The organism is Halolamina pelagica (assembly GCF_900115675.1).
Lineage (GTDB): Archaea > Halobacteriota > Halobacteria > Halobacteriales > Haloferacaceae > Halolamina > Halolamina pelagica.
Map to the genome: position 1 here is coordinate 155,734 of NZ_FOXI01000001.1, position 21,905 is coordinate 177,638.

The following is a 21,905-nucleotide window of genomic DNA, read 5'->3' on the forward strand; positions in this document are numbered from 1 at the left end:
CGAGCGACGGACCCCGGAAACGGGGCAGGCGAACGGAAGCAGCGAACTCTCTTCGCGACACACGTCCCTCAACCACGACGAACGCCGACGCCACACCACGACCGATTTACCCCCACCACCCCCACAACGATCCATGACCGACACGCGCCGCGCACTCCTGGACGCGCTCGCGGAGGGGCCCGTCGCCGGCCCCGAACTCGCGGACCGCCTCGGGGTCTCCCGCGCCGCGGTCTGGAAGCAGGTCGAGACGCTCCGCGAGGAAGGGCTGGGCATCGAGAGCGTCGACGACGGCTACCGCGTGACGGAGGTGCCGGAGTTCGGCGGCGCCGCGATCGAGTTCGGCCTCGACACGCCCTTCGACGTGGAGTTCCACGACAGCATCGGCTCCACCAACGAGCGCGCCCGCGAACTCGCCGACGAGGGCCGAGCGGACGTGGCTGTCGTCGCCGACGAGCAGACCGCCGGCCGCGGGCGACTCGACCGGGGCTGGAGCGGTCCCGCCGGCGGGGTCTACACCTCGCTGCTGCTCCGCCCGGACGCGCCGCCGGCCCACGCCCCAGTCTACACGCTCGCGGCCGCGGTGGCGGTCACGCGCGCCGCGCGGGAGGCCGGCGTCGACGCGCGGATCAAGTGGCCCAACGACGTGTTGGCGGGCGGGTCGGGGGAGCGCGGCGGGAAGAAGCTCTGCGGGATCCTCACCGAGATGGAGGGCGAAGCGGACCGCGTGGCGTGGCTGGTCGCCGGGATCGGGGTGAACGCGAACGTCGACGCCGACGCGCTGCCCGAGGGGGCCACGTCGCTCCAGATCGAACGCGGCGAGCCGGTCGACCGCGGCGTCTTCACCCAGCGGCTGCTGGAGACGTTCGACGAGTTGCGGAACGACCCGGACTCGATCCTCGAGGCCTGGCGCGAGCACGCGGCGACGCTCGGCCAGCGCGTGCGGGTGGACACCCCCGGCGGCGAGATCGTGGGCGAGGCCGTCGACGTGGCGTTCCCCGGCGCGCTGGTCGTCGAAACAGACGACGGGGAGCGCGAGCGGGTGACCGCCGGGGACTGTGAGCACCTGCGGCCGGTGTGAGGGAGGCCGCCGTGGGCTTCGAGATACCGCAGGTTGGCGTCCGGAGCTGCTCGCAGGATCTGCGTGGGGTGGTGTCACACGCTTATACAGTCGGGGCGTCTAGAGCCGAAAGTGACCGACATCCCGCCCGATTTCGACCCGGAGTCCCCGGAGGAACGCGAGATCGCCGGGGAGGCAGCCACCGACCGGTCCGACTTCCTCTCGCTCATGGGGCATACCTACCGCGGGGAGCTTTCCCGGATGACCTCGTGGCGGACGCGGATCGACAGGACGACCAACTGGGCCGTCGTCGTGACGGCGACGCTGCTCACGTGGGCCTTTTCCGCGGGTTCGCGGCCCCACTACATCCTCCTCGTCGGGGTCGCGATGTTGGCGATCTTCCTGTGGATCGAGGTCCGCCGATACCGGGTGTACGACATCTGGCGCTCGCGGGTCCGACTCCTCGAGGAGAACGTGTTCGCGAACGCCCTCGACCCGGAGGGCGTCGTGCAGTCCAACTGGCGGCAACTCCTGAGCGAGGACTTCCGCGAGCCGACGATCAAGATATCCGCGTACGAAGCCACGTCCCGTCGCCTCCGACGGGTGTACTTCCCCCTGATCTCCGTCCTGATCAGCGCGTGGGTCGTCCGGCTGACCGTGTTCGGCACCGCGACGGGTGTGGTTGGGGCTGCGAGCGTCGGCGCGGTCGCCGGGGAGTTCGTCCTCCTGGGCGTCGCCGCGTTCTACGGGTCCGTTCTGGCGGTCACGTTCTGGCCGAGCGGGCGGCAAGCGAAAGGCGAACTGCAGTCCGAATCCGAGACCGGGGTATGGAAATAGCCCGCCCGATCGCGCGCCGGCCAGCCGCTCCGGCTCCACGACCCGGGCCGCCGGAGCGCGAACGGAAACGCACTAACCCCGACCCGCCGAACCCCCACTATGACCGATCCGCTGCTCGTCCGCGCCGCCCGCGGCGAGCGCACCGAGCGCCCGCCCGTCTGGTTGATGCGACAGGCCGGCCGCCACCTCCCCGAGTACCGCGACCTCCGCGAACAGTACTCCTTCCGCGAGGCGATCGAGACGCCCGAGGTCGCCGAGGAGATCACGCTCCAACCGTACGATCGCTACGGCGTCGACGGCGTCGTGATGTTCTCGGACATCCTCACCTGCCTCGAACCGCTGGGGTTCGACTACCACATCGAGTCCGGCGTCGGCCCCGTGATCGAGAACCCCGTCGAGGGGCCGGACGACGTGGCCCGCCGGCGCGGCGACGTGCGCGAGGAGCTCGGCTTCGTCGCCGACCTGCTGGACCGCCTGAGCGGGAGCGTCGCCGACGAGGACGCCGTGCTGGGGTTCGCGGGCGGGCCGTTCACCCTCGCGTCGTACGTCGTCGCCGGCGGTCCGGACCGCGGGCGGAAGGAAGTCCGGAAGTTCCGCGCCCGCCACCCCGAAGCGTTCCTCGAACTGATGGAGCGCTTCGCGGGCGTCGTCGCCGAGTACCTCCGGATGCAGGCCGACCACGGGGCCGACGCCGTCCAGCTGTTCGACACCTACGCGGGCGTGCTGCCGCCCGCCGACTACGCGGAGTACGTGCTGCCGCTCCACCGCGAGATCGTCGAGAGCGTCGACCTGCCGACGGTGGAGTTCGTCCGGAACATGGGCGGACGGCTGGAGAGCCTCGAGGCCACCGGCGCCGACGTGGTCGCGCTCGACTGGACCGTCGACATGGCGACCGCCCGGGCGGAACTCGGCGGGACGCCCGTGCAGGGGAACCTCGACCCCTCGTTGCTGTACGCCGATCCCGAAACGGTCCGCGAGCGAACCGCGGGGATCATCGAGGCTGCGGGGCCTGAAGGCCACATCCTCAACCTGGGCCACGGCGTCAACCGCGACACGCCCATCGAGGGCGTGGAGGCGTTCGTCGAGACCGCGAAGAACTGGGAGTGGGAGTAAGGCCCGAGACGCGGGACCGCTCCGGCTACTCGCCCACGGAGTTCGAGAGCTCCCCGGCCAGCCGCCGCGCCTCGCGAACCCTGGAGGGGAGCCCCATCCGACCGGTGTAGTTGGTCGCGAGCGTGATTCCCTCGGGCAGGTCCACGCGCTCGCTGGCCGCCCAGGAGTCGTCCCACGCCGGGAACGCCCGCGGCATGCGTTCGACGTGGAGCACCTCGGCGTCGACGCCCATCACGCGCTTGAACTCCTCGGCGGCTGTCCCGCCCAGCGTCTCGTCGTCGCGCTCGATCGCGTCGGGGTCGTGCATCCCGCCGAGGAAGGCGGTGTAGACGCCGTCGCGGTCGAACAGGCTGGAGTTCCACGTCACGCCCAGCGTGCGCATCGGCTCCGTCCGGCGCACCTGGTAGCCGAACCCCTCGGCGCGGGCCCGGCTCTCCAGGTGGACCAGCACCAGCGGGTTGTAGTTGAACTCCCGGAGCGCGGCGGCGCTCTCGGCGTCGACGCCCTCCACGATGTCGGCGGTGGTGTCGGCGGGCGTCGTGAGCACGACGTGGTCCACGCGCTGGGTGTCGTCCTCGGTGTGGACGAGCCACACCGAGTCGGCACCCGAACCGGCGCGCTCGATCCCCGTTACCGGCGTCTCGCGGTTGAGTCGTCCCGCGTACTCGTCGGCCAGCGCCTTCGGGAGCCGCTGGAGCCCCGACTCGAAACTCGCCGCTGGTGGCGTCTCCTCCCCGGAGAACACCAGCCGGGAGAGCGCCGCGCGCAGCAGGCTCCCCTTCCGGCTCTCGAGCCCCATCATGGGCTTCAGCGCGTGTTTCGCCGGCATCTCGGCGGGGTCGGAGCCGTACGTCCCGCCGAACAGCGGCGCGATCAGGTTCGTGTACGCCTCGGTGCCGAACTTCCGGACGAACGCGTCCTGTGCGGACTCCGCGGGGTCGATCGGGTCCGTCAGCGGTTCGGCCAGCAGCCGGAGTTTCCCCCGCGTCGACAGCAGGTCCGTGCGACGGAACGCCGACAGCGACCGCGGCACCTCCCGGAGGTCCCCGTCGGCGTAGACGAACAGCGGCAGGTCGTCGTCCGCCGTGAGCACCTCGTCGGCGATGTCGAGGTCGGTCACCATCGCCCGGATCGCGTCGGTCATCCGCAGTCGCTGGGGGCCGACTTCGAGCAGTTTCCCCCCGATCTCGCGGCTCTTGACGACGCCGCCGACCTCGTCGGTCGCCTCGTACGTCACCGCGTCGACGCCCCGCTCCGCGAGCGCGTGCAGCGTCGAGAGGCCGGTGAACCCGGCGCCGACGATCGCGACGCTGGGGGCAGTGCCGGCGTCGTCGGCCGCGTCCTCGGCGTCGCTCATTCGTTGCGCCGGGCGTTCAGACACATCGCGTTCGGCTCCGGCCGGCACTTACACTGCTGGAGGCCGTAGAGGTCCGGGTCGAAGTCGGCGATGAACGGTTCGGTGAGGTCGGCGAGCAGCCCGACGAACCGCTCGTCGTCGTAGGGGACCGGGACGCGGGTGAAGCCCAGCCCCGCTTCCTCGGCCTCCTCGCGCAGGTCGTCGTCGAGCTCCCCGAGCGTCTCGCTCTGTTCGTGCATGAAGCTCGTGGGGTCGACGACGATCCGCTCGGCGTCGATCTCCTCGACGACGTCCTCCACGTCGGGCTGGGTCCACTCCACGTCGCGGTTCGCGTGGTTCTGGTACCCCAGTTCGTAGTCGGGGTTGCCCAACATCCCCGCGACCATGTCGCAGTACTCCTCGACGTACTGGACGTAGCGGCTCCCCTCGTCGAGGTAGTAGGTGGGGGTGCCGTGGGCCGAGAAGATCAGCCGCGTGTCCGAACCGAGTTCGAGCCCCTCGCGGTCGAGCGTCCGGCGGATGTTGTCCGCGCGGAGGCGGGCGTAGGCGGAGTGGGTGTGATAGCCCGTGATCTCGGTGTAGTCGACGTCCCAGTCGAGGTCGTCGACGGCGCTCGAGAGCTTCTCCAGGGCCTGCACGGTCGTCGACGGACCACACAGCGGGTAGACCGGCAGGCCGATGAGCCGGTCGACGCCGTCGTCGTGGGCGGCCTCGGCGGCGTCGCCGATGAACGGCTCCATGAACTGGTAGCCGACGTACGTCTCCACGTCGTAGCCGCGGTCCCGGAGTTCGGTCTCGACGAGCTCGGCCTGTCGCCGCGCGTGGGCGTTCAGCGGCGAGCCGCCGATATCGCCGTACTCCTCCATCAGGCCGGGCGCACGGCGTTCCGCCAGCTTGCTGGCGCGTTCGCGGGCCGCCGCCTCGGTGGTCTCGCCCTCGATGTCCATGTTCGCGAAGAAGATGCGTTCGAGGTAGTCCTCGACGACCTCCCGGTCGGCCGTGGCCGGCTCACCGAAGTTGAGCACGGCGATCCCTGTGGTCATGCCCGGGACTGGGACCCGGCGAGGCAGAAAGGTAACGGTTCAGGCGCGCGCCCGCGCGGAAGCGCGCCGAGTCAGGGATCGCCCTCGGCGTCCGCGCTCTCCGATCCGCTGGCCTCACCACGGACGGCAGCGGAGTCGACGGCCTCCCGCTCGGCCGCCTCGCGGGTCGCGACCCGGGCCTCGCCGCTGGTGTCGTCGAACACCATGTGGCGGTGGGGGTAGGCGATCTCCACGTCGACGTCCTGCTCGTTCAACCGGTCCCAGATCGCCGTCTGGACGCGCGAGCGGGCGGTCATGAGCTTGTACGGGCGGTCGACCCAGTAGCGAAGCGTCAGGATCACGCCGTCGTCGTGGAACTCGTCGATGTAGCAGGTGGGCCGTGCGGGGTAGCGCGCCGAGCCGATCCGGATGTCCGGGCCGCCCTCGAGCACCTCCTCGACCTTCCTCGCCGCGCTCTCGATGAGCGACCGGGCGGTTTCCACGTCGCTCTCGTACGTTATCTCGACGGAGAGCGAGAGCCGGGTCCGTTCGTCCTCCGCCGAGAGGTTCGTCACCTTGTCCTGCCGGATCACGTCGTTGGGGATCACGAGGAACGTGTTGTCGAGCGTGAAGATCTTGGTGTACCGGATGGTGATGTCGTCGATGAACCCCCGGGTGCCGTCGGGCAGTTCGATCATGTCGCCGATCTCGTAGGGCTCGTCGGCCAACAGGAACAGGCCGTTGACCATCGACCCGACCAGCGGCGCCAGCACGATCCCGATCACGGCCGAGAACACCGTGACAGAGAGCACGACGTTGCCCAGTTCGAGGCCGACCAGCCCGGCGCCGATCAGGAAGAAAAAGAGCGAGACCAGCGCCCGGATCAGCCGGAGTATCTGTTGGGCGACGCTCTGGCGCCGGAAGCGCTTGGCGACCTGGCGGCCCACGAGCCGTACGACGTACCGCGACAGCGTGTAGCCGAAGACCGTGAACAGCACCAGGATCAGGAAGCTCACGGCTGGGGAGTTCCCCCAGTTGGGGAAGAGGGGGGCCACCCTGTCGATGAGCGACCCGACGAACCGTATCGGGTCGGGGAACTGACCGACGTTCACGCCCCCACATCCCACCGCCCCGGAAAAAGCGTTGCCGTCGGTGAACTGTTCGGGAGGCGAAGCGGCTGGGGTCCCGACCGCGGGGGACGGGGAAGCGAGCGCCTCGAACCCCGATCAGCCGTCGCCGAGCGCGGCGCCGAAGGCGGACCGCACGCGCTTGACCTGGGCGCCGTCCTCGACGAACACGACGGTCCGGGGCGGGGCGGCGGCCTTCGGTCGGACTCGAAGCCCCTCGGCTTCCGCGGCCTCGGCGACCGCCGCGGGCGCGGCGCGGAACTCCACGCGGACGCGGTCGGGCTGGACGTAGACGGTCGCGATCGTCCCGTCGGTCGCGGTGTCGCGCACGCGATACGCCAGCGCTCCCTCGGGCGTGGGTTCCACGTCGGGGTCGGCGTCGGTGACCGCGAACGCGTCGGGGCTGGCGCCGCTCTCCAGTTCGGAGGCCAGCAGTTGGGCGATCCGGTGGCCGTCCCGGATCCGGTCCGTACTCATTCGCTCAGCACCGAGTCGCGGGCCGCGCCCGCGGCATCGCTCACGTCGACGCCCTCGCGGCGCGCGTAGACGACGGCGGCGGCCTCGATGGTCAGTCCCAGCTCGCGCTGGAGTTCGTTGATGCCCGCGACGGCGGCCTGCTTCTCCACGCCGGCGTCGGTGACGCGGTCGAGCACCTGCTCGAAGGCGCTCTGTTCGCGCAGCACGTCGGCGTCGGGGGTGAACTCCTCGGGCACGTCGACGCCGTCGGGATCGAACGCCGCGACCAGGTCGCCGTCATCGCGTTCGAGCAGGCCCCGGCCCAGTGCCACGTCGACCACGCGCTTGGCCTGGTCCGGGGAGAACCAGTCCCGGTCCAGCGAGAGCGCGACGACGAACTCGCCGTCGCCCAGTCGGTCCCGGCCCTCCTGCCGGAACGGGACGGCGACGGTGGTCTCCAGACTCATGCTCGTGTGGCGTGTGGCGGCGGGCCTAAGCGTTGCGGAGCGGCCGTCGGGAGTCGAACGCTTCAAGTGCTCGCTGGCCGTTCCCGCGAGTATGCAAGACCAGGGACCCTCTCCGCGCAAGCGAACCGGGGGGCGACGCGTCCGATCCCGAAAGAAGAAGCGCCACCAGCTGGGTAACGAGCCCACCGAGACAACCGTCGCCGAGCCGCGGTTCCGAACCATCGACGCCCGCGGGAACGAGCGCAAGATCCGCGCGCTCTCGACGAACGTGGCGCAGGTCGCCGACGGCGAGGAGACCGTCGAGGCAGAGATCGAGGACGTGACCGAGAACCCGGCCAACGTCAACTACGTCCGGCGGAACATCATCACGAAGGGCGCGGTCATCGAGACCAGCGCCGGCACGGCGCGTGTCACCTCCCGTCCCGGCCAGTCCGGGCAGGTGAGCGCCGTCGTCGTCGAATAGGGACGCGTCTCGTTTCCTGCGGCCGGTCGTCGAGGGGGAGCGACAGCTACGCGAAACGTTCCGGCGTCACACAGCGGTCGACGAGGTTCACCGTGGACCGATCAGGGCGTCGGTGCCGCCTTCTGCAGCGCGGTTTCGGCGACGTTCCCGCCGTAGTCCGCCGACCGGGTGAGCGAATCGACGATGAGTCCGAGGAGCTGTGCCCGTGCCGGATCGAGGTCCCGCAGTAGCTCGTCGATCTCGCGGGCGCTCGCGTCGATCTCCTGGACGCGCTCGCGGGCGCCGTTGGCCAGCCGGATCGCCTCGTCGTTCCCGTCGGCGACCAGCGCGGCCATCGCGTCCTCGATCACGGTCGCGGCCGCGCCGTGGAGCTCGCGGAGCGACTCGGTTACCTCCTCGGGCGGCGTGCCCTCGAGTTCACGCGAGAGGTGGGCGATCTTCGTCGCGTGGTCGGCGACGCGCTCCAACTGCCGGGCGCTCGAGTGGTAGTCGAAACAGACCTCGCGGGGGAGGCCCAGCTCCTCGGCGGCGGTCGGGCTCCGGAGCGTCGCCCGGAAGATCCGGGAGACCACCATGTAGAGGCGGTCCACGTCGTCGTCGCGCTGGATCACGTCCGCCGCGAGGTCCCCGTCGCCAGTGGCCAGGGCTTCGACGGCGTCGTCGAGCATCGACGACGCGATCAGCCGCATCCGGTCGACCGCGTTGTGGATCGACAGCTCCGAGGAGTCGAGCAGGTCCCGGACGACCATGCGGTCGGCGGTCTCCTCTAACACCTCCAGCCCGACGAGGCTCTGGGTCGCCTGCCGGATCGTCCGGCGCTGATCGGTCGTGATCCGGTCGGCCTCGAAGGAGATCACGTCGAACCCCGAGACGTACATCGTCATCACGGCGCGGCGGAGCTCCTCGCCCTCCAGCCCCGCCACGTCGAGGCTCCCCTCGGTGCGTTCGGCCTCGCTGACGGGCGTCAGGATCAGCGAGTCGCCCTCCGGGTGGAACTCGACGCGCGTGCCGGCCCCGACGTCGTTCCCGGTGGCCCAGTCTTTAGGAATCGACACGGTGAACGTCGAACCGCCGGTCACCTGCACCTTCCGGGTCTCGACCATCGACGGTACGTAGACGCGCCGCCGATGTTAAACGTTCCTCTCAACTATATACTCCGGCACGTCGGCGTCCATCGGGCGGCGCTCCCCGGAACGTAACTCCGGATACCGACTCGGTTCGGTAGTCGGTATTCGACGGTCCGGAGAAGGAAACCGGGGACGCGGCGGTGATCAGTTCCCGCTGGGCGGAGCCGTGCATGCGAACAGTTTGCAAACGTGTGTCTATATAGATTTCATAGTAGTGTATTTACCTTCGAACGTCCTGGCACTCAGTGATGGCAAAACAGACCGACGGCGTTTCCCGACGAACGTTCCTGGCCGGCGCCGCCGCGACGGGGGCGGTCGCGGCAGCCGGCTGTACCAGCAACACGGGGACCGAAACCGACGGCGGGCTCTCGGGTGACATCAACATCTCGGGGAGCTCGACGGTGTTCCCGCTCGCGGTCGCGATGCGCGGGGAGTTCACTGCCGAAGACGTACACCCGAACGTCGACATCTCGGTCAACTCAACCGGGAGCGGCGGCGGCTTCACGAACTACTTCTGTACGGGGGACACCGACTTCAACAACGCCTCCCGCCCGATCACCGAAACCGAGGAGGAGCAGTGTTCGAGCAACGACGTGACGCCGGTGGAACTGAAGGTCGCCACCGACGCGCTCACCGTCGTCGTCAACAACGACGCCAGCTGGTTCGGCGAGGACGGCGAGGAGTGCGTCACGGTCGAGCAGCTCGCGGAGATCTGGTCGGCCGAGAGTAAGCCGACGACCTGGAGCGACGTGAACGGTGACTGGCCCGACGAGGAGATCCAGCTCTACGGCCCGACCGACGCCTCCGGGACGTTCGACTACTTCCTCGAGGAGGTCCTCGGCGAGGAAGAGCAACACCGGACCGACTACCAGTCGACCGAGCAGGACAACCAGATCATCAACGGCGTCGCCAACAGCGAGTTCGCGATCGGCTACATGGGCTTCGCCTACTACTCCGAGAACACCGACCGCGTGACCGCGCTCGGGATCGACAACGGCGACGGCTGCGTGAAGCCGACCCTCGAGACGGCGAGCAGCGGCGAGTACCAGCCGCTCTCGCGGCCGCTCTTCACGTACCCCGCGCAGTCAGAGCTGGCGGATGAACACGTCGCCGAGTTCGCCCGCTTCTGGCTCGAGAACAGCACCAGCGAGTCGATCGTCGCCGACGAAGTGGGCTACGTGCCCAACACCGAATCCGAGCGCGACGAGATGCTCGACCGACTCGAGTCGGCAGTCGAGGCCGCCTCGGAGTAACCTCGAGTCGTGCGCCTCACAACGAAGCGTTTTTTCGGGGATACGCCGATGAATAACTCAACATGAGCGGGGACGCGGCGACCGAGGGGCTGACCCGACGGACGCAGAACTCCTCGCGGGAACTGCTCGCGAAAGCGTTCTTCTTCGGGTGTGCGGCGCTCTCGGTTGCGACGACGCTGAGTATCATCGGCCTCCTCGTCTACGAGGCCGCGAAGTTCTTCACGATCACGGCGCCGCTTTTGGGCATCGACGGCCCGACGGCGACGCTGACGGAGTTCTTCACCGGCAGCGAGTGGGGCCTCCAGGGGCCGAACCTCGGCGTCATGCCGCTGGTGGCGGTGACGCTGATGGTGACTTTCGGTGCGGGGCTGATCGCGATCCCGCTGGGCGTCGCGACCGCGCTCTACCTCAGCGAGTACGCGAGCGAGCGAGCGCGGTCGTACCTCAAGCCCGCACTGGAGATCCTGGCGGGCGTCCCCTCGATCATCTACGGGATCTTCGCGGTGGCGTACATCACGCCGGTGCTCGACACGTTGTTCGGCGTCGACGGCCTGTTCAACGTCGCCTCGGCCTGCATCGTCGTCGGCATCATGATCCTCCCGATGGTCGCATCCGTCAGCGAGGACGCGATGCAGGCGGTGCCCGACGACCTCCGACAGGCCGGCTACGGGATGGGTGCGACCAAGTACGACGTGTCGACGGGGATCGTCGTCCCCGCGGCGGCGTCCGGCATCTTCTCCTCGTTCATCCTCGCGCTCTCGCGAGCCATCGGCGAGACGATGGCGGTGACCCTCGCCGGCGGCTCGCTGGCGCGGAGCTTCGACCCGACGAGCCTCGCCTCCTACCTCTCGCTGTTCGATCCCGACTCCTACCTCGAACCCGGGATGACGATGACGGCGGCGATGATCCAGCTCCTGACCGGCGACGTGACCGGCGGGGGGCTGGCCTACCGCAGCCTGTTCGCGGTCGGGCTGGTGCTGTTCGTGATCACCCTCGGCATGAACGTACTGAGTGACCTGATCGCCCGGCGGTACCAGGAGGAGTACCAATGAGCAACGCCGACGAGCGGTTCGGCCGGGTCAGTCGACGGATCGGCAAGCTGTTCCGCGCGGTGCTGTTCGCGTCGACGTTGGCGGGGATCCTGACGCTCGCGGTGCTGCTCGTCTACGTCGCCAACGACGCGTTCCAGCCACTGTCGGCCGATCCGGGCTGGCACCTCGTCTTCCTCCTCACGCTCGTCGTCCCCACCGTGGCGACGGGCTGGTGGTGCTACCGGCGGAGCTACGGTACGCTCGCGACGGGGCTGCTCGGCACCGTGATGCCGGGCATCGCGGCGCTGTACGCCGGCGGCCTGGCGGCGCTGTTCATCGACGTGATCCCGACGCTGGTCTGGCTCTCCTTCGTGATCGCGCTCGCGGTCCCCGCCGGCGTCGTCGTCGCGCTCCGTCGGACCGACCGCTCGATCCCGTTCCTCGCCGAACTGGGTGCGGTGCTGGGCGTCACCGCCGGCTCCCTACTGGTCGTCCCGGGGCTCGTGCAGGGGCTGCCGACGGTGCCCGCGGACTGGATGGTGCTCGTGCTGACGCTCGGCCTCCCCGAGGCGTTCCTGCTCGGTCGCTGGATCGAGGGGCGCTGGGGCCGTCGCGACGGCTGGATCGCCGGCGCGGCGATCCTGTTCGGGAGCGCCGTCGGCGGCGTCCTCGGGACGGCGACCGGGTTCGGGGCGATCCCGGGTGTCGCCCTCACGATGTTCGCCGCCGTTCCGACCGCGCTCTACGTCACGATCGTTCTGCGGGAACGACCCGAGCGCCGGATCGGGCTCCTGCTGCCCGCGGTGATCGTCGGCGGCGCGCTCGCGGGCGAACTGCTCGTCGGCGCGCTCGGCTTGACCGGGCCCGCGGCCTGGGTCGACTGGGGCTTCCTGACCAGCACGACCCAGAGCGGCGACCCCCGCTCGGTGGGGATCTACTCCGGCATCGTGGGCACGATCCTGCTGATGTTCGTCGTCGCCGCCATCGCCGTTCCGGCGGGCGTCGGCGCCGCGGTGTATCTGGAGGAGTACGCCCCCGATACGACGTTCACCCGGATCATCGACGTGAACATCAGCAACCTCGCCGGGGTACCGAGCGTCGTGTACGGCCTGCTGGGGCTGGGCCTGTTCGTCCGATACGCCGGCCAGCCGACCGGGACGCTGCTGGTCGGCGGCGCGACGCTCGCGCTGCTCGTCTTCCCCATCGTGATCATCTCCGCCCGCGAGGCGATCCGGGCGGTCCCGGACTCCGCGCGGCAGGCGTCCTACGGCATGGGCGCGACCCGCTGGCAGACCGTGAAGAACGTCGTGCTGCCCCGGGCGTTCCCCGGGATCCTGACGGGGACGATCCTCGCGCTCTCGCGGGCGATCGGCGAGACCGCGCCGCTGCTGGTGATCGGCGCGGCGCAGGTGTTCGGGATCCCCGACTCCTGGACCTCCACCATCGGCGCGATGCCGCTCCAGCTGTACGTCTGGGCGTCGACGTACGCGAGCCCGGCGTTCTACACCACCGTGCTCGCGGCGGGCATCGTGGTGCTGCTGACGGCGATGCTGAGCATGAACTCGATAGCGATCTACGTGCGCAACCACTATGAGCAACGCTGACAAGAGGACTGACGTGAGCGAGGGATCGAGCGGCGACGAGTACGCGGTGGGCGTCCCCGAGGGCCGGGGGCGCGACCGGGACGCCGACGGTGAGGCGTCGACGATCATCGAGAGCCGCGACCTCAGCGTCTGGTACAACGACAACCAGGCGCTGCGGTCGGTGAGCATGGAGATCCCCGAGAAGCGGGTGACCGCGATGGTCGGCCCCTCGGGCTGTGGCAAGTCGACGTACCTCCGGAGCATCAACCGGATGAACGATCTGATCGACGCCGCGCGCGTCGAGGGCGAGATGCTGTTCGACGGGAAGAACGTCTACGACGACGACGTGGACCCCGTGGCGCTGCGACGGCGCATCGGGATGGTGTTCCAGCAGCCCAACCCCTTCCCGAAGAGCATCTACGACAACGTCGCCTACGGGCTGCGCCTGCAGGACCGCACCGAGAACTTAGACGAGAAAGTCGAGGACGCGCTGCGGAATGCGGCGCTGTGGGACGAGGTGAAGGACCAACTCGATCAGTCCGGGCTCGACCTCTCGGGCGGACAGCAGCAGCGACTCTGCATCGCCCGCGCGATCGCCGTCGACCCCGAGGTGGTGCTGATGGACGAGCCGGCGTCGGCGCTCGACCCCGTCGCCACCTCGAAGATCGAGGACCTCATCGACGAGATGGCCGAGGAGTACACCGTCGTCATCGTCACGCACAACATGCAGCAGGCCGCCCGCATCTCCGACAAGACCGCCGTGTTCCTCACCGGCGGGGAACTGGTGGAGTTCGACGACACGGAGAAGATCTTCGAGAACCCGGAGAACGAGCGGGTCGAAGACTACATCACGGGGAAGTTCGGATAATGCCACGAGACGACTACCAACGACAGCTCGAATCGCTCCGCGAGGACGTGCTCTACATGGGGGAGGTCGTCGCCGAGCGCCTCCGCATGGGACTGGACGCCCTCGAACAGCAGGACGAAGAACTCGGCCAGGAGGTGATCGAGCGCGACAGCGAGGTGAACGAGCTCTACCTCGAACTCGAACGGGACTGCGTCGACCTGCTGGCGCTCCAGCAGCCCGTCGCCGGGGACCTGCGCTTCATCGCCTCCTCGTTCAAGATCATCACCGACCTCGAACGCATCGCCGACCTGGCCACGAACCTCGGCGGGTACGCGAAGGAGGCCCGCTACGAGGTGTTCCCCGACGTGGACGTCCAGCGCATCGGCGACGAGACCCTGGAGATGCTCGCGATGGCGATGGCGGCCTACGAGGACGAGGACGCCGACGGCTGCTTCGCGGTCGCGGAGCGCGACGACGACCTCGACGCGCTCTGTGAGGCCGCCTCCGAGACCATCGTCCGGGACCTGATCGAGAAGGAAGCCAACGACCAGGAGGAGGTCGAGGACCTGATGGCCGACGTGTCCCGCCTCCTGCTCACGGTTCGGGACCTCGAACGCGTCGGCGACCACGCGGTCAACGTCGCCGCCCGGACGCTGTACATGGTCGAGAACTCCGACGAACTGATCTACTGAGCCGTCGACCCCGGATTTTTCAGTCGTGGTCAAGAGGTACGCCCATGGCGTCCGAACAGTGGGAGTACGAGACCCTGAAGCCGCCGCGCGGGGCGACGAAGAAGGAATCGGTTGACCCGAAAGCGGCACTCAACGAACTCGGGAAGGAGGGCTGGGAGCTCGCGGACACGATCGACTACGTCGGGGGCGGGACGAACCTCCTCGTCCTCAAACGGCGGGTCGACGAATGAGCATCGACCCGGACGACGGCGTCGACGCCGAAGCGGGCTCGGGGACGGAGTTAGAGACGTCCGGCGACACGGATATCTCGACGGCGAACACGATGCGTGAGCGGGCCGACGAGAGCCGGCTGAAACTCTACGTGATCCTGAGCGCGAACAGGCTGGTCGTCACTGCCGCGCTCGGGCTACTCCTGTTCGCCACGTTCGTCGCGATCGGAAGCGTCGGCGGCTTCTACGAGAACCTCAACACGGGCGACACGAAAGCGACCATCTTCTCGACGATGCTCGGAGCGATCATCACCGGCACCACCCTGATCGTCACGATCAGCCAGCTCGTCATCTCACAGGAGAACGGGCCGCTGGGCGACCAACACGCGCGGATGAGCAACACGATGGATTTCCGCAACTACATGAGCGACATGGTCGAAGAGCCCGTGCCCGTCGATCCCTCGGCGTTCCTCCAGGAACTCGTGAACGAGACGAAAGAGCGTGCCGAGACGCTGCGGGGGTCGGTCTCGGGGAGCGACGACAACGATCTCCGGGCGGAGGTCGACGAGTTCACCGACAGCGTCACCGGCAACGCCGACGCCGTCCAGGAAGAGCTCGACGGCGCACGGTTCGGCAGCTTCGACGTGCTGTACGGCGCGCTCAACTTCAACTATAGCTGGAAGATATTCCAGGTCGAACGGATCGCCGACGAGTACGCCGACGAGATCGACGAGGACACCGAGACGGTGTTGTCCGAGTTCAAAACCGCGCTCTCGATGTGGGGGCCGGCCCGGGAGCACATCAAGACGCTGTACTTCCAGTGGGCGCTGATCGACCTCTCCCAGCTGATCCTCTACGTGTCGGTACCCGCCCTGCTCGTCGCCGGCGCGATGCTCGGCTTCTTCGGGACCGCCCCCATCCCGGGCGTAACTCTCGGCGTCCAGAACGTCGTCTGGGTCGTCGGTGCCGGGTTCACCGTGACCTCGCTCCCGTTCCTGCTGCTCGTCTCCTACATCTCCCGGATCGCGACCGTCGCCAAACGGACGCTCGCGATCGGTCCGCTCATCCTCCGTGGCTCCCAGCGGTAGGGCCCGACCACACCGGGCGAAGCCGTGGCGGCGCTACTCGCTCAGCCGCCCGAGCTCCCCGTCGCCGAGGTCGATCGCGCTCGCCGCGACGTTCTCCCGCAGGTGCTCGACGCTCGACGTCCCCGGGATCGGGAGCGTCACGTCCGACCGCTGGAGCAGCCACGCCAGCGCGATCTGGTAGCGCGAGGCGTCGTGGGCGTCGGCGACCGCGTCGACGGCCGCGGCTTTCCCGTCGAGGTCGCCAGCACCGACGGGGAAGTACGGGATGAATCCGATCCCGGCGGCCTCGCAGGCGTCGAGCACGTCCTCGTGCTCGCGGTTCGTGAGGTTGTACTCGTTCTGGACGGTCGCCACCTCGACGTGGTCCCGGGCGGTCTCCAACTGCTCGACCGAGACGTTGCTCAGCCCGACGTTCTCGACCAGCCCGTCGTCCTTGAGTTCGCCGAGGGTGGCGACCGACTCCTCGAAGTCGGTGTCCGGATCCGGCCGGTGGAGTTGGTAGAGGTCGATGCTGTCGACGCCGAGTCGGTCCGTCGACGCCAGCGCGGCGTTCCGGAGGTAGTCGGGATCGCCGTGGGGCAGCCAGTCCCCGTCCGGGTTCCGGAGCAGGCCCCCCTTCGTCGCGACGAGGGCGTCGTCGACGACGCCGGCCTCGCTCAGCAGGCGCTCGCTCGTCCCGGGGCCGTAGGAGTCGGCCGTGTCGACGAAGTCCACGCCGAGGTCCACCGCTTCGCGTGCGACCTCGCGGGCCGCTTCCTCGTCGTCGGGCGCGCCGATGACGTTCTCGCCACAGAGTCGCATCGCGCCGAAGCCGAGTCGGTGGACGGTGTACTCGCCGATCTCGAACGTGTCGCTCTGGTTGGTCGTCATACACGAATCGAGGGTCGGTCCGGGGTTGGGTGTTGTGCTACCGGCAGCGCTACTCCATCCCCGACGCCGAGAGTTCGTAGGCCTGCCCGTCGACCCGGAAGCGCCGGGTCGATCCGTCGTAGCCGATCGAGCCGTGGGCGGCGCGTTCGGTGGTTCTGAGTCGAACCGCTTCGACGCCGTCCTCGACGAACGCGAGCGTGTTCCGGAGGCTGCGGAACCGTCGGCGCATCACCTGCTCGCTGATCAGCGTCTCCCCGGCCGAGTCGGCCCGCGTGAGCGTGAGCGTCGCCGCCTCGTCGCCTCCCTCCCTCCACTCGGGGTGAGTCACGACGACCGTGCTCCCGTCGCGGTCGCTCGTCACGTCGTCGGTCGGGACGATCTCGATCGGGTCGCCGGTGAGTTCGATCATCGCCGTGCTCGACGACGACTCGTCGCCGTAGCCGACCGAGACGGCGTAGCGGCCGCCGCCGAGGAAGGGGTACGCGCGGCCGTTCTCGGGCGGGAGGCTCCCGCCGCCGCGGTAGGCGTGCAGCGTCCAGGACTTCGTCCCCGCGGGCGGGACCATCCGGCACTCGGCGGTCCGGACGTACGGACCGAGATCGAACCACTCGCCGTCGTGGAGTTTATACACGTACCAGTGACCACAGCCCAGCTCCTCGCGGGTGTGGTTGACGAACTGGAACGTGATCCCCGCGGGGAGGTCGGCCCGCTCGGTCTCGGGGCGGAGATACGCGCCCGAGGACGCGTCGGCAGTGTGGTACCAGCCGAGTCCGGCCTCGCCGTCCCCGCCGATCGACGGGACCGACTCGCCCGCGAATCGCGACTCCCCGTCGGGGCCGGGCGCGCTCGTCTGCCAGACCGTGACGCTCGCGTCCGCCGCGTCGCCGGGGCGGAGGAACTCGTAGACGCCGGTCGGCCGGCCCGAACCCTCGGGGTGGCCGACGACCGCGTACTCGCCGCGGACTGCCTCCCCGACGTCGAGCGTGAGCGTCTCTGGCAGCCAGCGGTCGATCCCGCCGGCCAGGCGCCAGTGGCCGTCGGCGTCGCGCTCGACCGCCGGCGGATCGTTGACGAGATCGTGGTTCGGCGTCGGCGCGAGCACCAGACTCCCCTCGTCGCGGAGGCCGGCGCCCATCAGTCGCTCGTGGTGCTCGCGAGGCGGTTCGCTGCTGGGCCGGCCGAAGGGTGGCAGCCAGTCGAGGTCGAACTGCTCGGGGTACTCGTCGACGTTCTGGATGGAGGCGACCAGCCGAGCGGGGTGCTCGGCCGTCGCCGTCGCGTCGAACCGCATCCGGACCTCGGCGCCGGTTTCGGTACGGAACCGCATCGGCGAGAGGGCGTACGTGCGGTCGGCCGTCTCGAGGTCGACGACGCTGGCGCCGAACAGCGCGTTGCCGTCCAGTTCGACCACTTCGTCGGGGGCACCGGTCGGTTCAGTCGGCGACGGCTCGGTACCGCCGGGCGTCGACGTGTCGGTATCGGTTCGCGGATCCGTCCCGGTCGGGTCGCCGGCGGCACAGCCGGCGAGCAGGGCGCTCCCGCTCGCGAGCGTCGTGAGGAGGGCACGTCGTCGCATGCTCTCAGATGGGACCGGCCGCTAAAGGCCGTTGTGTAAACGAAAAGGGCTGTTTGCGCTTACTGGAAGCCGAGGCGGTTGCCCCGGTCCACGTTCGCGCTGGAGCTGCCGCGGAACTCCTCCTCGACGCTCTCGTAGTAGCTCATCAGGTCGTCGGTGATGGTGGGCCGGACCGCCTCGATGGCCTGCCGGAAGTGACGCATCTCCACGTCGTCGGCGTCGTCGTCCTCCCGGAGCGCCTCGATGGCGGCCTCCCGACAGATCGACTCCAGGTCCGAGCCGACGTAGCCGTCGGTGATCTCGGCGACCTCCCGGAGGCTCACGTCGGGGGCGAGCGGCGTGTTCTCGGTGTGGATCTCGAGGATCCGCTCGCGACCCTCCTGGTCGGGCGCGCCGACCATCACGAGCCGGTCGAACCGCCCCGAGCGGATCAGCGCCGGGTCGATCATGTCCGGGCGGTTGGTGGCGCCGATGACCATCACCTCGCCCATCTCCTCGAGGCCGTCGAGCTCGGTGAGCAGCTGGTTGACGACGCGCTCGGAGACGTTCGTGCCGGCCTGGTCGCCCCGGCTCGGCGCGAGCGAGTCGAGCTCGTCGAAGAAGATGATCGTGGGCGAGACCTGCCGGGCCTTCCGGAACGTCTGCCGGATCGCCTTCTCGGACTCGCCGACCCACTTCGAGAGGAGTTGCGGGCCGCGGACCGAGATGAAGTTGGCGTTGGTCTCGTTGGCGACGGCTTTCGCCATCAGCGTCTTCCCGGTGCCGGGCGGGCCGTACAGTAGCACCCCCTTCGGCGCCTCGACGCCCATGCGCTCGAACTTCTCGGGGCTGGAGAGCGGCCACTCGACGGCCTCCTTCACCTGCTGTTTGGGGTCGGTGAGCCCGCCCACGTCGTCCCAGGTGATCTTGGGGAGTTCGACCAGCACCTCCCGCATCGCGCTGGGTTCGACCTCGTTAAGCGCGCCGCGGAAGTCGTCCCGCTTGACGATCATGCGGTCGATCAGGCTGGGCGGCACCTCCTCCTCGTCGAGATCGATCTCGGGGAGGTAGCGCCGCAGCGCCTTCATCGCGGCCTCCTTGCTCAGGCTCTCGATGTCGGCGCCGACGAAGCCGTGGGTCTCGGCGGCGAGGTGGTCGAGGTCGATGTCGTCCGACAGCGGCATCCCGCGGCTGTGGATCTGGAGGATCTCCTTGCGCCCGGTCTCGTCGGGGACGCCGATCTCGATCTCGCGGTCGAACCGGCCCGGCCGGCGGAGCGCGGGATCGACGCTGTCGACGCGGTTGGTGGCGCCGATGACGATCACCTGCCCGCGGGAGTCGAGGCCGTCCATCATCGTCAGCAGCTGGGCGACGACGCGGCGCTCGACCTCGCCGGTCACGTCCTCACGCTTGGGCGCGATCGAGTCGAGTTCGTCGATGAAGACGATGGCGGGGCTCTCGTCTTTGGCGTCCTCGAAGATCTCCCGCAGTTGCTGTTCGGACTCGCCGTAGTACTTCGAGATGATCTCCGGGCCGGCGATGGAGAAGAAGCTCGCGGAGGTCTCGTTGGCGACGGCCTTCGCGAGCAGGGTCTTCCCGGTGCCGGGCGGCCCGTGGAGCAACACCCCCTGGGGCGGCTCGATGCCGAGTTTCTTGAAGATCTGGGGGTGTTTCATCGGCAGTTCGACCATCTCCCGGACGCGCTGGATCTCGTCCTCGAGGCCGCCGATGTCCTCGTAGGTGATCCCGCCGCCGGTCTTGTCGAACCCGGAGATGGGCTCCTCCCGGAGTTCGACCTCGGTCTCCTCGGTGATCAGGCAGACGCCGTCGGGCTCGGTGTCGACGGCGATCAGCGGGATCGCCTGCCCGGGCGAGCGCATGAACGGGTGGTTCGTGCTCGACATCACGGGGACGATGTCGCGCTCGACCACCGGGCGCTTGAGGATCTGCCGTTTGACCATGCCGGCGGCCTCGGAGCCGAACTGTACGGAGGCGTCCTCCGGCGGCGCGAGGGTGAGCTTCTCGGCGGTCTCGGCTTCGGCCTTGCGGATGGTGACGCGCTCGCCGATGCTCACGTCGGCGTTCTGTCGCGTGAAGCCGTCGATGCGAACCGTGTCGGTGTTCCAGTCCTGTCGATCGGCGCGCCAGACCTTCGCGGCGGTGGTCTCGGCGCCCTCGATTTCGATGATGTCCCCGGGGGAGAGCTTGAGGTGCAGCAGGGTGTCGGGATCGAGCCGAGCGATGCCACGGCCCGAATCGTTCGGGTACGCTTTCGCGACTTCCAGTTGAACTTCGTTCATGAGTGACCCGGAGTGAGTTACGTACAACCACGGGTCGTCGGCGCATAAGTGTGGCGTTAGGGCGAAGTTTTCTGCACCAATCCGGACGTCGAATCGTCGCCTCTTTCTCCGCCGGCGCCCCAGCGGCGGTATGCAGACGCTCGCGTTCGACGGCCGGACCGGCGCCGCCGGCGACATGCTGCTCGGCGCCCTGCTCGCGGCCGGCGCCGACGGGTCGGTGTTCGACCGCGTCACGGAATCGCTCCCGGTCCGGTTCGAGACTGAACGGGTCATGCGGAACGCCATTCGCGCGACCCGGGTTCGGGTGGTGCACGAGGACGCCGCCGACCACGACGACGAGGAGGGCGCACACAGCCCCTCCCACGATCACGGCGACGGCGGTCACGACCACGGCGAGGGCGACCCGCACGATCACGACCACTCCCACGGCGGCGACGCCGAGGGGCATGGCCACACCCGTACCTACGCGGAGGTCGTCGACCTCGTCGAGTCGATGGCCCTCCCCGAGGCCGTCGAGGCGGACGCGCTGGCGGCGTTCCGGATCCTCGGGGAGGCCGAAGCATCGGTCCACGGCATGGAACTCGAGGAGACGGGCTTCCACGAGGTCGGCACCGACGACGCCATCGCCGACGTGGTGGGGTGTATGCTCCTGCTCGATGACCTCCGGGAGCAGGGCGTCGAGCGCGTCGTGACCACGCCGGTCCGGGCGGGCGGCGGCGAGGTGACGTTCTCCCACGGCACCTACCCCGTCCCCTCGCCCGCGGTGGTCGAGATCGCCGAGCGCGCGGACTGGTCGATGCGCGGCGGCCCGATCGGGACGGAACTGCTCACGCCCACGGGCGCGGCGATCCTCGCCGCCGTCGCGGAGGGGGTCGAGAGCCTCCCCGAACTGCGCGTCGACGCCTCCGGCTACGGCGCCGGGGCGAAGGAGTTCGAGCAGCACCCGAACGTGGTGCGCGCGCTGGTCGGCGAGGCCGAGGGCGGCCTCACTCGGGAGGGGATCTCGGTCCTCGAAACGAACCTCGACGACGCCACCCCGGAGGTGCTGGGGAGCCTGCAGGAGACGCTCACCCAGGCGGGCGCGCGGGACGTGACCATCGTCCCGACGACGATGAAGAAGTCCCGCCCCGGTCACCTGGTGAAGGTGATCTGCCGCCCGAACGACGCCGAGCGCGTTGCGCGGCGGCTGGCCGAGGAGACCGGGACCCTCGGCGTGCGGGAGCACGGCGCCGGCCACCGGTGGGTCGCGAACCGCGAGTTCGGGACGGCCACGGTCGAGGTCGACGGCGAGCGGTACGAGGTGGCGGTGAAGATCGCGAGCGACGAGGACGGCGACGTGTTCGACTACAGCGCGGAGTACGACGACGCGCTGTCCGTCGCCCGGGAGACGGGGGCCCCGGTCCGGGAAGTGGTACGGCGGGCCGAGGACGCGGTCCGGGAGTGATCGGTCG

The 21,905-nt window shown here is 69.3% G+C and carries 21 protein-coding genes; 12 read left to right on the forward strand and 9 right to left on the reverse strand.

What is annotated here, in order from left to right:
* The first annotated feature begins 133 nt into the window (after positions 1-133).
* The 3 genes from BMZ83_RS00890 (at position 134) to hemE (ending at position 3,007) form a co-directional block, all read left to right on the forward strand.
* The gene (locus BMZ83_RS00890) at positions 134-1,078 is read left to right on the forward strand and encodes a biotin--[acetyl-CoA-carboxylase] ligase (RefSeq protein WP_074874663.1); all 945 of its coding nucleotides are present in this window, start codon (positions 134-136) and stop codon (positions 1,076-1,078) included.
* A 111-nt stretch (positions 1,079-1,189) separates the two neighbouring features.
* Positions 1,190-1,894 (forward strand): DUF2270 domain-containing protein, encoded by a 705-nt coding sequence (locus BMZ83_RS00895; RefSeq protein WP_074874665.1) that lies wholly within the window; start codon positions 1,190-1,192, stop codon positions 1,892-1,894.
* Between the two features lie 99 nt (positions 1,895-1,993).
* Positions 1,994-3,007 carry a uroporphyrinogen decarboxylase gene (gene hemE / locus BMZ83_RS00900; RefSeq protein WP_074874667.1) on the forward strand — a complete coding sequence of 338 codons (1,014 nt, stop codon included), beginning with the start codon at positions 1,994-1,996 and terminating at the stop codon, positions 3,005-3,007.
* 25 nt (positions 3,008-3,032) lie between these two features.
* On the opposite strand, the gene hemG is transcribed toward hemE, so the two are convergent.
* The 5 genes from hemG to BMZ83_RS00925 all read right to left on the reverse strand — a co-directional run bounded on the left by hemG (position 3,033) and on the right by BMZ83_RS00925 (position 7,436).
* Positions 3,033-4,364 carry a protoporphyrinogen oxidase gene (gene hemG, locus BMZ83_RS00905; protein ID WP_074874669.1) on the reverse strand — a complete coding sequence of 444 codons (1,332 nt, stop codon included), beginning with the start codon at positions 4,362-4,364 and terminating at the stop codon, positions 3,033-3,035.
* Positions 4,361-5,407 (reverse strand): ferrochelatase, encoded by a 1,047-nt coding sequence (gene hemH / locus BMZ83_RS00910; protein ID WP_074874672.1) that lies wholly within the window; start codon positions 5,405-5,407, stop codon positions 4,361-4,363. Before hemH ends, hemG begins: the two co-directional genes overlap by 4 nt.
* Before the next feature lie 71 nt (positions 5,408-5,478).
* Positions 5,479-6,498: a mechanosensitive ion channel family protein gene (locus BMZ83_RS00915; protein ID WP_074874674.1), complete on the reverse strand. Its 1,020-nt coding sequence runs from the start codon at positions 6,496-6,498 to the stop codon at positions 5,479-5,481.
* A gap of 114 nt (positions 6,499-6,612) precedes the next feature.
* Positions 6,613-6,990, reverse strand: coding sequence for a hypothetical protein (locus BMZ83_RS00920; RefSeq protein ID WP_074874676.1), 378 nt, complete (start codon positions 6,988-6,990; stop codon positions 6,613-6,615).
* The gene (locus BMZ83_RS00925) at positions 6,987-7,436 is read right to left on the reverse strand and encodes a DUF2240 family protein (RefSeq protein WP_074874678.1); all 450 of its coding nucleotides are present in this window, start codon (positions 7,434-7,436) and stop codon (positions 6,987-6,989) included. The genes BMZ83_RS00920 and BMZ83_RS00925 overlap by 4 nt, the downstream gene beginning before the upstream one ends.
* A gap of 91 nt (positions 7,437-7,527) precedes the next feature.
* Here BMZ83_RS00925 and BMZ83_RS00930 point away from each other — a divergent pair, with 91 nt between their 5' ends.
* Positions 7,528-7,899, forward strand: a complete 372-nt coding sequence (locus tag BMZ83_RS00930; RefSeq protein ID WP_074874680.1) for a 30S ribosomal protein S8e — start codon at positions 7,528-7,530, stop codon at positions 7,897-7,899.
* Positions 7,900-8,000: 101 nt separating this feature from the next.
* Here BMZ83_RS00930 and BMZ83_RS00935 read toward each other — a convergent pair whose 3' ends face one another.
* Complete coding sequence (locus tag BMZ83_RS00935; protein ID WP_074874682.1) at positions 8,001-9,002, reverse strand: phosphate uptake regulator PhoU; 1,002 nt, start codon at positions 9,000-9,002, stop codon at positions 8,001-8,003.
* Positions 9,003-9,274: 272 nt separating this feature from the next.
* Between BMZ83_RS00935 and BMZ83_RS00940 the strand changes: the two genes are divergently transcribed.
* The 7 genes from BMZ83_RS00940 (at position 9,275) to BMZ83_RS00970 (ending at position 15,729) form a co-directional block, all read left to right on the forward strand.
* Positions 9,275-10,279 (forward strand): PstS family phosphate ABC transporter substrate-binding protein, encoded by a 1,005-nt coding sequence (locus BMZ83_RS00940; RefSeq protein WP_074874684.1) that lies wholly within the window; start codon positions 9,275-9,277, stop codon positions 10,277-10,279.
* A gap of 62 nt (positions 10,280-10,341) precedes the next feature.
* Positions 10,342-11,331: a phosphate ABC transporter permease subunit PstC gene (gene pstC, locus BMZ83_RS00945; RefSeq protein ID WP_074874686.1), complete on the forward strand. Its 990-nt coding sequence runs from the start codon at positions 10,342-10,344 to the stop codon at positions 11,329-11,331.
* A complete protein-coding gene (gene pstA / locus BMZ83_RS00950; protein ID WP_074874688.1) occupies positions 11,328-12,914 on the forward strand; it encodes a phosphate ABC transporter permease PstA in 1,587 nt (528 codons plus the stop codon). Before pstC ends, pstA begins: the two co-directional genes overlap by 4 nt.
* On the forward strand, positions 12,901-13,761 hold the full coding sequence (pstB, locus tag BMZ83_RS00955; protein ID WP_074874690.1) for a phosphate ABC transporter ATP-binding protein PstB: 861 nt from the start codon (positions 12,901-12,903) through the stop codon (positions 13,759-13,761). Before pstA ends, pstB begins: the two co-directional genes overlap by 14 nt.
* Positions 13,761-14,432 (forward strand): phosphate signaling complex protein PhoU, encoded by a 672-nt coding sequence (gene phoU, locus BMZ83_RS00960; protein ID WP_074874692.1) that lies wholly within the window; start codon positions 13,761-13,763, stop codon positions 14,430-14,432. The genes pstB and phoU overlap by 1 nt, the downstream gene beginning before the upstream one ends.
* A 44-nt stretch (positions 14,433-14,476) precedes the next feature.
* Positions 14,477-14,662, forward strand: a complete 186-nt coding sequence (locus BMZ83_RS00965) for a DUF4177 domain-containing protein (RefSeq protein ID WP_074874694.1) — start codon at positions 14,477-14,479, stop codon at positions 14,660-14,662.
* On the forward strand, positions 14,659-15,729 hold the full coding sequence (locus BMZ83_RS00970; protein ID WP_074874696.1) for a hypothetical protein: 1,071 nt from the start codon (positions 14,659-14,661) through the stop codon (positions 15,727-15,729). Before BMZ83_RS00965 ends, BMZ83_RS00970 begins: the two co-directional genes overlap by 4 nt.
* A gap of 33 nt (positions 15,730-15,762) precedes the next feature.
* On the opposite strand, the gene BMZ83_RS00975 is transcribed toward BMZ83_RS00970, so the two are convergent.
* From BMZ83_RS00975 to BMZ83_RS00985, 3 genes are read right to left on the reverse strand one after another with little or no spacing between them, the layout of a single operon-like run.
* Positions 15,763-16,599 (reverse strand): aldo/keto reductase, encoded by an 837-nt coding sequence (locus BMZ83_RS00975; protein WP_074874698.1) that lies wholly within the window; start codon positions 16,597-16,599, stop codon positions 15,763-15,765.
* Between the two features lie 49 nt (positions 16,600-16,648).
* Complete coding sequence (locus BMZ83_RS00980) at positions 16,649-18,175, reverse strand: hypothetical protein (protein ID WP_074874700.1); 1,527 nt, start codon at positions 18,173-18,175, stop codon at positions 16,649-16,651.
* A gap of 59 nt (positions 18,176-18,234) precedes the next feature.
* Positions 18,235-20,454 carry a CDC48 family AAA ATPase gene (locus BMZ83_RS00985; RefSeq protein WP_074874702.1) on the reverse strand — a complete coding sequence of 740 codons (2,220 nt, stop codon included), beginning with the start codon at positions 20,452-20,454 and terminating at the stop codon, positions 18,235-18,237.
* A gap of 130 nt (positions 20,455-20,584) precedes the next feature.
* On the opposite strand from BMZ83_RS00985, the gene larC reads away from it, so the two are divergent.
* Entirely contained in the window at positions 20,585-21,898 is a 1,314-nt protein-coding gene (larC, locus tag BMZ83_RS00990) for a nickel pincer cofactor biosynthesis protein LarC (protein WP_074874704.1), read from the forward strand.
* Positions 21,899-21,905 lie beyond the last annotated feature (7 nt).